The following is a 9973-nucleotide window of genomic DNA, read 5'->3' as shown; positions in this document are numbered from 1 at the left end:
GTTTTCTGGGCATGGTCGAAGTTGCGACCGCTGGATCCTGCAAGCACTGATGACCCAACAAGCGATCCGAAAGCTGGGGGACGGCGCGGCGCAAAGTCCCAATAGACCTTGCCACTTTCTGGCTGCCGCTTGCCTCAAACGTTGGGCCCTGGAGCTATGCCGCTGCAGCGGGTAGACGCTTGGAATTGCAAAGAAGGGTTGGCTMAGGGGTTAGTCGTTCAGCACCAGCGTTTTGCGCTGGTACGGGCTTTACGAGCGCCACTGCCCGTCAGGGTTGCGCGGCTCAGGCTGTCACTGGGGAACGATGGTCAAACACAACTGAATCGGCTGTTTGGGCTGGGTTCGTCCATATTGAGAAGGCCGGTTTCCTCACTGTCCGCCTAGAATCGGCGTGCGGGGTTTGSTCCCTTTTTATCGACCTGAGTGAAACTSAAAATGGGCAATAAGTCYTTTAATWACAAGCACTTGGCTGRKTTTTYWRYGGCCAGGTTATACCGCAGGSGCGATGYTATRCCGCAGAYCTTGCGGTATACATTATGTTAGGGCGCACCAAATGCCTCTCTTCTGTGCACGTCTTCTTGTTGTCTGCCTTGTCGACAATGGCAAACCTAAGAAGCGGAACATCTGTGACTATCCATTCATACTGCTAGAGGCAACTGATCACCACAGTGCGCTCGTCAGAGCGATCGAGCTTGGAAAGAAGCAGGAAACGAAGTACAAGAATTCGAAGCAACAGACGGTCCGCTGGGCCTTTGTTAAGGTTGAACAAATCACTCTGCTCGAAGACCCCTTGGATGGGCAAGAAGTCGGTTCTCTCCTCGATGTGCTGAAAACTGAGGAACCAATTGCCTTTAGCAAGCGGTTCAATCCCAAAAGATCAACACCGGTTCTCTCGTGATAGTGCGCCCTAACCCTTCCTTCAAGCGGCCCTGCCTATGGCAGGCCGCTTAAGTCAAACGTTAGAAGGCAGATTTCCTCAGACGATTAGGCGTAAAAAAAACCGGCAGCTGCCGGTTCGTTAGATATTTTGTCGTGTGCGGTCTGCGGTAACTGGTGCATCGAGGGTTCGAATCCCTCCGTTTTCGCCAGATTGACGCAACCGCTCAACTCCACTCCGACAACCGCCCCGACACCAATCTGAAACGCCGCCCGCATCGCGAGGCCAGCGTTTCATCGTGCGTGACCAGCACAAAGGCTGTGCCGAAGTCGCGTGCCAATTGCAGCATCAGTTCAAACACGCCGTCAGCGGTTGATCGATCCAGATTCCCTGTCGGCTCATCAGCCAGCACGCACGCTGGTTGCGTGACAAGCGCACGCGCAATCGCCACACGCTGGCGCTCACCGCCTGAGAGTTCTGCGGGACGGTGGTGGATTCGGTCTTGCAGGCCCACAGCCGCCAGCATCTTCGTGGCGACCCGTGCGCATTCCGCAGGCGACTCGCGGCGGATCCACAAGGGCATGGCGACATTGTCGAGTGCGCTGAACTCGGGCAGCAGATGGTGGAACTGGTAGACAAACCCGAGGTGCTTGTTGCGCAGGTCGCCTTGCTGTTGGGGTGACAGCGACGACAGGGTTTGGCCTTTGAGTTCGACCTGCCCGCTGGTGGGTGCATCAAGTCCGCCCATCAGGTGCAGCAGCGTGCTTTTGCCGGAGCCTGAGGCGCCGACGATGGCGAGGGTTTCTCCGGCGTGGACCTGCAGGTCTACGCCGTGGAGGACGGTCAGGTCTATCAAGCCTTCGTGGAAGCGTTTGGTGAGGGCGCTGGCTTTGAGCACCACCTCGCCGTTCGCGTTGGCGCTTTGCAGGGTTGCAGCCATATCGTTTTTCAGTTCACTCATAGCGCAGGGCCTCCGCCGGGTTGACGCGGCTGGCGCGCCAGCTGGGGTAGATAGTGGCGAGGAAGGCCAACACCAGGGAGATGACGACGATCGGCATGATGTCGGCGTATTGCGGTTCACTGGGCATGCGGCTGATGAGGTAAATATCCTTGGGCAAGAAGCTGGCGTTGAGCGCGCGCTCAATCGCCGGCACGATGACGTCGATGTTGAAGGCAATGCCCAGGCCGAGCAACAGGCCCGAGAGCGTGCCGATCACGCCGACCAGCGCGCCCTGCACCATGAAGATCTTCATGATGCTTTTCGGGCTGGCGCCCAGCGTGCGCAGGATGGCGATGTCGGCGCGCTTGTCGGTCACCGTCATCACCAGCGTGCTGACGAGGTTGAAGGCTGCCACCGCCACGATGAGCGTGAGGATGATGAACATCATGCGTTTTTCAAGCTGCACGGCGGCAAACCAGGTCTTGTTCTGGCGTGTCCAGTCGCGGATCAGCAAGTCACCGCTCAGGCTTCTTGACAGTTCAAACGCGACCTCGCGCGCCTGGTGCAGGTCTTTGAGCTTGATGCGGATGCCGGTGGGGCCTTCGAGGCGGAAGATCCGCGCCGCGTCGTCCTGGTGCATCATGACCAGGGCCGAGTCGTACTCAAAATGGCCGGAGTCAAACGTGCCTACCACCGTCATCTGCTTGAGGCGCGGCACCAMGCCCGCCGGGGTGATCTGGCCGCTGGGCGCAATCAGCGTGACGCTGTCGCCCTCGCGCACGCCCATGGCGCGGGCCAGCTCGCCGCCCAGCACCACACCGAATTCACCGGGGATTAATTTGGCCAATGTGGAGCCAGACGTCACGGCGAGGTCGGTGACCTGGCCTTCAAGCGCCGGGTCAATACCGCGCACGACGGTGCCCTTCATGTCCTCGCCGCGCGCCAGCAGGGCTTGCGCGGCAATGAAGGTGGCGGCGCCCGTGACCTGCGGGTTGGCCTTGATTTCAGCCAGCGTCTTTTGCGGGTTGGGCAAAGCGGCACCGTTGGGTGCGAAGACTTCGATGTGCGAGATCACGCCCAGCATGCGGTCGCGCACTTCTTTCTGGAAGCCGTTCATCACGCTGAGCACGATGATCAGCGCGGCCACACCGAGCGCAATGCCCAGCATGGACACGCCAGAAATAAAAGAGATAAAGCCGTTGCGCCGGGTGGCTCGGCCGGCGCGGGTGTAGCGCCAGCCCACTATCAGCTCATAAGGAATTTGCATACTCAACCTGGTAGTCGTTGCGGGCCAAAGGCGGCCCGCCCGAACGGATTCTTATACGGTGCGATTTAAGCGCCAAATTTGAAGGCCAATTGTGGCATCCCGGACAATAGGCCCATGTCAGCCAATTCCCCCACTCCTTTCACAGGGCCGCACCTGCTGCTTCCCTTTGCGGCCTGCAGTGCGGAAGCCTGGCTGCCCACCATGAAGGCGCTGCCGGCGCATGGCACGCGCAACCTCACGCAGCTGCTCAAGGGCATGAAGTCAGTGCACACTGATACGGCAGATGCACACGCACTGTCGCCGCCGCACGAGCGGGCCCTGGCCCTGACGCTGGGCCTTGCCACTGTGGATACGCCTGACGGGCTGATTCCCTGGGCGGCGGTGGATGCGGCGCAGCACCTTCAAGCCGGGCCAGACAAAGCCTGGGCCTGGGTAACGCCCTGCCACTGGGCCATGGGGCGCGAGCACGCCACGATGACGGACCCGGCTGCGCTGGGCCTGGATGAAGCCGAATCCCACGCGCTGCTGGCAGCCATGCAGCCTTACTTTGAAACTGACGGCATCACCTTGCACCATGTGCCCGCACTGGGGCCGCAGCGCTGGCTGGCCGAAGGCGAGCTGTTTCGCACCTTGCCCACCGCCTCACTCGACCGCGTGATGGGCCGCAATGTAGACCCGTGGTTGCCTGGGGGGAAAACCGAGGCCAAGGGCAGTACCGCCCGAAAAATGAAGCTGCTGCAAAACGAAATGCAGATGCTGCTGTACACCCACCCGCTGAATGACGAGCGCGCAGCGCGGGGGCAACTTCCGGTCAATTCGTTCTGGCTGAGCGGCACCGGCGCCCTGCCCGACGGGTATGAACCTGCCAGCCAGGCTCCAGCCGTGCCGCGCAGCCTGGCGCAAGCCGTCTTTGCTGACGACTGGCAAGCCTATGCCCAGGCCTGGGCTGCGCTGGATGCGGGCGAGATCGCGCAGTTGCTGGCCCGCCAGCGTGCAGGCGAGGCCGCGCGGCTGACGCTGTGCGGCGAGCGCGGCTGGCAGACGTTTGAGACGCAAAAAACCGGATTTTTGGCCAAAATTTCAAGCCTTTTGATGCCGCAGCCCTTATGGTACGGGCGCGACCAGCTATAAAAAAGATAGTAAACACACATGAAAATACAGGTACGTGACGTGCCCCCGCGCAGCGTCTGGGCGCTGCAGCAAGCCGGCATTCACCCGCTGCTGGCGCAGCTGTATGCCGCGCGCGGCGTGAATGCGGCGGACGAGCTGGATGACGGCCTGGCCCGGCTGCTGCCGCCGGTTTCGCTGCACGGCGTGCAACAGGCGGCGCAGCTGCTGGCCGACGCGATGGCCGCCGGCAAAAAGATCTGCGTGGTGGCCGACTACGACTGTGACGGCGCCACCGCGTGTGCCGTGGCGCTGCGCGGCCTCAAGCTGCTGGGCGCGCAGCATGTCAGCTACCTGGTGCCCGACCGCGTCACCGACGGCTACGGGCTCACGCCGCCGATTGCCGAGCGCGTGAAAGCCGCCGGCGCCGACGTGCTGGTGACGGTGGACAACGGCATCGCCAGCATCGACGGCGTGGCACGTGCGCGTGCCCTGGGCATGCAGGTGCTGGTGACGGACCACCACCTGCCCGCGCTGAAAGACGGTGAAGTGGTGCTGCCCGAGGCCGACGTGATCGTCAACCCGAACCAGCCCATCTGCACGTTTGAAAGCAAATCAATCGCCGGCGTGGGCGTGATGTTTTATGTGCTGCTGGCGTTGCGAGCCGAGTTGCGTGCGCGTGGTGCGTTTGACGCCGCCACACAACCGAAACTGGATGCACTGCTGCCGCTGGTCGCGCTGGGCACGGTGGCCGACGTAGTGAAGCTGGACGCCAACAACCGCAGGCTGGTGGCGCAGGGCCTCAAGCGCATACGCATGGGCCACCTGCCCGCAGGCCTGGCGAGTTTGTTCAAGGCGGCGGGCCGGCAGACGCTGGTGGCCACCACCTTTGACTTTGCCTTTGCGCTGGGTCCGCGCATCAATGCGGCAGGCCGGCTCAGCGACATGACGCTGGGCATCGAATGCCTGCTGACCGACGACGCGGCGCGCGGCGACGAGCTGGCGCAGATGCTCGACGGCATCAACCGCGAGCGCCGCGACATTGAAGCCGGCATGCGCGAACAGGCGCAGCTGGCGGCCGACGCGATGATTGACGAAGACGAGGAGCCGCCGCCGGCGATTGCGATTTTTGATCCGGAGTTTCATGAAGGCGTGGTCGGCATCGTGGCCTCACGCATCAAGGACAGGCTGCACCGCCCGACCTTCGTGTTTGCCGCCAGCCAGGCTGACGGCAAGGAACACGAGCTCAAGGGCTCGGGCCGCTCAATCCCCGGGTTTCATCTGCGCGACGCGCTGGACCTGGTCGCCAAGCGCCACCCTGGCGTGCTGCTGCGCTTTGGCGGCCACGCCATGGCGGCCGGCTGCACCATTGCCGAAGAGCATTTTGAAGTCTTTGAAAGCGCGCTGCAGCAGGTGGCGCACGAATGGCTGGACGCCGCCACGCTGACGCGCCGCATGGACACCGACGGCCCGCTGCCGGCCGAATACCGCCGCACCGACGTGGTCGACACGCTGCACAGGGAAGTCTGGGGCCAGGGGTTTGCGGCGCCCACCTTCAGCGAAGTGGTGGAGGTCGTGTCGCAGCGGCTGGTGGGTGAAAAGCACCTGGCGCTCAAGCTCAAGCACCAGGGCCAGCCGGTCGACGGCATCTGGTTCGGCCACACCGAATCGCTGCCCGCGCGGGTCAAGCTGGCCTTTAGGCTGGACGCGGACGAATGGCAGGGCGTGAAACGGGTGCGGTTTCTGGTGGAAGCGGCTGAACTCTGACGATCCTGCCACCTAAATTTCAAGTGAAATCGAGGCTCTGACCAATAGGGACGTGCGCCAGCAGCTCCTGAATTCATAGCAAACCAGGCTTTATCGGATGACCGGAAACGGTCTCAATCTTTACTCCAAATGAGAGCAATTCTCATTTAAGATGGGTTTGCCCCCTCCTTCGGCTGCGGATCGCCGGGTGTGGAGTGGGGACAACTTCATCTTATGGAGCCCCGACATGCCAGGACCCTGTACCTCTCTGCCCGGCCTTGACCGTGAACACCGCGCCCTGCTGGCCCAATACGGCGAGATCCAGAAGCGCTGCAGCACGGTGATTGCCGCGCAAGCTGCGGAAATCTCGCGCCTGCAATCCCAGGCGGTGCGCCTGCGTGCGGCGGCGATGGTGCGGGAGACCGCGCTGGCCTGGGAGCGTGAAGACCGCCAGGCCGTGGAGGCGGCCATCCCCGGCCTGCCCAAAMGGCTGACGCTGGCGCGCCGGGTGGAGTGGCTGATGGGCCGTGTCCATGATTTGCAGGGTTTGGTGCGGGAACGCCTGGGCCGGCCAAAAACCGCGGCAGCACCGCAGGCCGCCGCAGCGTTGGCGGCGGCTTTGTCCGCTTCGCAAGCGGCACCCGCGCTGCATGAGAAATCGGTGCTGTGCGTCGGCCAGCAAGGTGCCGGCACCACCGCTGCCCGGCGCGTGGTTGAAATGGCCGGCGGGCACTTTTTGCACCACGCGGGCGACGACCTGCAGGACACCGCCGCCCTTGAGGCCAGCCTGGTCGCCGCCGACCTGGTGATCTGCCAGACCGGCTGCGTGAGCCACGACGCCTACTGGCGTGTGCAGGACCACTGCCGGCGCACCGGCAAGGAATGCGTGCTGGTCGGCCAGCCGCAGGCCCTGCAGTTTGTGCGCAGCAGGCAGGCGCCCGGCCTGCCAGTCACGCCAGAAACCCGAAATAGCAGGTCAAAAACGGCTGCAGCCCTTTAAGGACGAGCGCAAGCAGCTATCGAATTAATAGCGCGCTCAGCAAGCTCTGCGGGCATCACTGCAGTGCAAACTCTCCGCCGCGCGCAATCGCGCKCTGGTAGGCGGGCCGGGCGTGGATGCGTGCCAGGAAATCCATCAACCTGGGCCGGCTCTCGTTGAGCCCGCCGCGCGCGGCCGCTGCCTCCAGCGGAAAGCTCATCTGGATGTCTGCGCCGCTGAACCTGCCGCCGGCAAACCAGTCGCTCTGGCCCAGTGACATTTCAAGGAAGTCCAGGTGTTGCCGCAGTTGCGGCTCAATAAACGTCTTCTTGACCTTGCCGGCGATGGCGCGGGCAATCGGCTTGACGAAAAACGGCATGGGCGAGCTTTCCACCTTGTCGAACACCAGCTTGAGGAGCAGCGGCGGCATGGCCGAGCCTTCAGCGTAGTGCAGCCAATAGGTGTAGCGCAGGTGCGCCGGCGTGCCGGCCTCGGGCGCCAGGCGGCCGGCGCCGTAGCGCGCCACGAGATATTCAATGATGGCGCCGGACTCGGCCAGCGCGAACTCACCGTCTGTGATCACCGGCGACTTGCCCAGCGGGTGCACTGCGCGCAGTGAAGGCGGCGCCAGCATGGTTTTGGGGTCGCGCTGGTAGCGCTGGATCTCATAGGGCAGGCCCATCTCTTCCATCAGCCAGAGGATGCGCTGCGAGCGGGAATTGTTGAGGTGGTGCAGGGTGATCAAGGGCGGCTCCATAAGGCGGATGCGCAGATGGTAGGCCATGGACGGCCGGGTTCATGCGCCGGTGGCGACAGGCAGAAAACCTGAAAAGGGGTCACACCCCCATCTGACTTCTGGGAATTCCAGGAACTTCTGGTTACAGCATGCACCAGCATGGCAGGTGGGCACGGCATCTGCAGCACCAGAACCATGCATTTTGTACACAATCTGCGTCATAGATCGCATACAAAGCTGGCACAAGCCTTGCACAGAAGGTTGGCATGAACGCCTTTGCCAGCCCGCCCCCCGCCGCCATTGAAGCCATTGCGCTGACCAAACGGTACGCGCAGCAAGACAAACCGGCGGTCGACGGCATCAACCTGCGCATTGCCAGCGGCAGTTACTGCTGCCTGCTCGGGCCTTCGGGTTGCGGCAAAAGCACGACGCTGCGCATGATGGCGGGGCATGAATCCGTGACCAGCGGCGACATCCTGCTGGAAAACCGCAACATCACCGACCTGCCGGCCGCCGGCCGCGGCACGGCCATGATGTTTCAGAGCTTCGCGCTGTTTCCACATCTTTCGGCGCTCGACAACGTGGCCTTCAGCCTGAAGATGAAAGGCGTGGACAAGGCCGCACGCCGCCAGCAGGCCAAAGACCTGCTGGAGCGCGTGGCCATGGGCCACCTGGCAGAACGCAAGCCGGCGGAGCTTTCAGGCGGGCAGCAGCAGCGCGTGGCGCTGGCGCGCGCGCTGATCACGCAGCCGCGTGTGCTGTTGCTCGATGAGCCGCTGTCGGCGCTCGACCCCTTCCTGCGCATCCAGATGCGTGCCGAGCTGCGGCGCTGGCAAAAGGAACTGGGGCTCACCTTTATTCACGTCACGCACTCGCAGGAAGAGGCCATGGCGCTGGCCGACACCATGGTGGTGATGAACCACGGGCTGATCGAACAGGTCGGATCACCGCACGAAATCTACAACCGCCCCGCGAGTGAGTTTGTGGCGCGCTTCATGGGCGGGCACAACGTGCTGGACACCCCCGCCGGCAAGATAGGCGTGCGCACCGACCACATGCAGATTACCCCGGCCGGCCAGGCCGCGCCCGACGCAGCGCACAACCGGCGCGCCGTGGTGACCGATGTCGAATACCAGGGCCCGTATGTGCTGCTGGGCCTGCAAAACCCGGGCGTATCGCCCACGGCCCACACCACCGCCGAGCTGTCGGTGATGGTGCCGGAGGCCATGTTTGCGGCCCGGCCTTATGCGCCGGGTGACAGCGTGCAGCTGTCATGGGCGCCCGAGGCGGCGCACACGCTGCAGGCGGCCCTGCCTGCCTGACCCCAATAGAACGCAGAAGCACAGAGTTTTCACCCGTCCCTTCGCAAGAAGATTTTTACCCAAGCCACCAGGAGTTTTTCACCATGTCCGACGCTCTTCCTGATCAAAAAGACACCGCCACCGACACCGACACCTCTGTGGGCGGCGTGCCGCGCCGCGCTTTGCTCAAGGGCACGGCCGGTATCCTGGCCACGGGCCTGTTCCCCGCCGTGCACGCGCAGGAAAAAATCGTGCTGCGCTACCTGGGTACCGCGGTGAACCAGGACAAGGCCATTGCCGAAAAGTTCAAAGCCGACACCGGCATCACCATTCAGTACGTAGCTGTGACCACCGACGACGTGACCAAACGCGCCGTGACCGCGCCCAACAGCTTTGACCTGATCGACACCGAGTATTTCTCGCTCAAGAAAATCGTGCCCACCGGCAACCTGAAGGGCATCGACACCAAGCGCATCAAGAACGCCGACAAGATCACCACGCTCTTCACCACCGGCACGGTGGCAGGCAAGGCCGTGGGCGACCAGGGCACCGCGCCCAAGAAGGTGATTTACCTCGAAGGCGAAAAAAGCAAGGTCTTCGCCAAGAGCCCGACGCAGTTCATGTCGCTCATTCCCACGGTGTACAACGCCGACACGCTGGGCATCCGCCCCGATTTGATCAAGCGCCCCATCAGCTCCTGGGCCGAGTTGCTGAACCCCGAGTTCAAGGGCAAAGCGGCCATCCTGAACATTCCGTCGATCGGCATCATGGACGCCGCCATGGTGGTCGAAGCCAAGGGCATCTACAAATACCCCGACAAGGGCAACATGACCAAGAAGGAGATCGACCTCACGATCGCCACCTTGATCGAGGCCAAGAAGGCCGGCCAGTTCCGCGCGCTGTGGAAAGACTTCAACGAGTCCGTCAACCTGATGGCCTCGGGCGAAGTGGTGATCCAGTCGATGTGGAGCCCGGCCGTGACGGCCGTGCGCACCAAGGGGATCGCCTGCAACTTCCAGC

Annotated in this window: 9 protein-coding genes; 6 read left to right on the top strand and 3 right to left on the bottom strand. The window is 63.0% G+C overall.

Features of this window, described 5'->3' with window-relative positions; translation table 11 throughout:
- Positions 1-505 precede the first annotated feature (505 nt).
- A complete protein-coding gene (locus AC1D0Z_RS11965; RefSeq protein WP_477658467.1) occupies positions 506-898 on the top strand; it encodes a DUF4288 domain-containing protein in 393 nt (130 codons plus the stop codon).
- Between the two features lie 205 nt (positions 899-1103).
- On the opposite strand, the gene lolD is transcribed toward AC1D0Z_RS11965, so the two are convergent.
- Positions 1104-1838 carry a lipoprotein-releasing ABC transporter ATP-binding protein LolD gene (gene lolD, locus AC1D0Z_RS11960; RefSeq protein WP_477658466.1) on the bottom strand — a complete coding sequence of 245 codons (735 nt, stop codon included), beginning with the start codon at positions 1836-1838 and terminating at the stop codon, positions 1104-1106.
- A complete protein-coding gene (locus AC1D0Z_RS11955; protein WP_477658465.1) occupies positions 1831-3084 on the bottom strand; it encodes a lipoprotein-releasing ABC transporter permease subunit in 1254 nt (417 codons plus the stop codon). Before AC1D0Z_RS11955 ends, lolD begins: the two co-directional genes overlap by 8 nt.
- A 114-nt stretch (positions 3085-3198) precedes the next feature.
- Here AC1D0Z_RS11955 and AC1D0Z_RS11950 point away from each other — a divergent pair, with 114 nt between their 5' ends.
- From AC1D0Z_RS11950 to AC1D0Z_RS11940, 3 genes are all read left to right on the top strand, one after another.
- Positions 3199-4215, top strand: a complete 1017-nt coding sequence (locus AC1D0Z_RS11950) for a hypothetical protein (RefSeq protein ID WP_477658464.1) — start codon at positions 3199-3201, stop codon at positions 4213-4215.
- Positions 4216-4233: 18 nt separating this feature from the next.
- On the top strand, positions 4234-5958 hold the full coding sequence (gene recJ / locus AC1D0Z_RS11945; protein ID WP_477658463.1) for a single-stranded-DNA-specific exonuclease RecJ: 1725 nt from the start codon (positions 4234-4236) through the stop codon (positions 5956-5958).
- A gap of 367 nt (positions 5959-6325) precedes the next feature.
- Positions 6326-6937 (top strand): DUF2325 domain-containing protein, encoded by a 612-nt coding sequence (locus tag AC1D0Z_RS11940; protein ID WP_477658469.1) that lies wholly within the window; start codon positions 6326-6328, stop codon positions 6935-6937.
- Between the two features lie 55 nt (positions 6938-6992).
- Here the strand turns inward: AC1D0Z_RS11940 and AC1D0Z_RS11935 are convergent, their stop codons facing one another.
- Complete coding sequence (locus tag AC1D0Z_RS11935; protein ID WP_477658468.1) at positions 6993-7661, bottom strand: glutathione S-transferase; 669 nt, start codon at positions 7659-7661, stop codon at positions 6993-6995.
- 257 nt (positions 7662-7918) lie between these two features.
- On the opposite strand from AC1D0Z_RS11935, the gene AC1D0Z_RS11930 reads away from it, so the two are divergent.
- The gene (locus AC1D0Z_RS11930) at positions 7919-8974 is read left to right on the top strand and encodes an ABC transporter ATP-binding protein (RefSeq protein WP_477658462.1); all 1056 of its coding nucleotides are present in this window, start codon (positions 7919-7921) and stop codon (positions 8972-8974) included.
- A gap of 83 nt (positions 8975-9057) precedes the next feature.
- A partial coding sequence (locus tag AC1D0Z_RS11925) for an ABC transporter substrate-binding protein (protein WP_477658461.1) occupies positions 9058-9973 on the top strand: 916 nt, incomplete at its 3' end.

The organism is Polaromonas sp. P1_E3 (assembly GCF_056405935.1).
The sequence above is the reverse complement of the archived record's forward strand: the minus strand, read 5'-3'. Positions and strand labels throughout refer to the sequence as shown.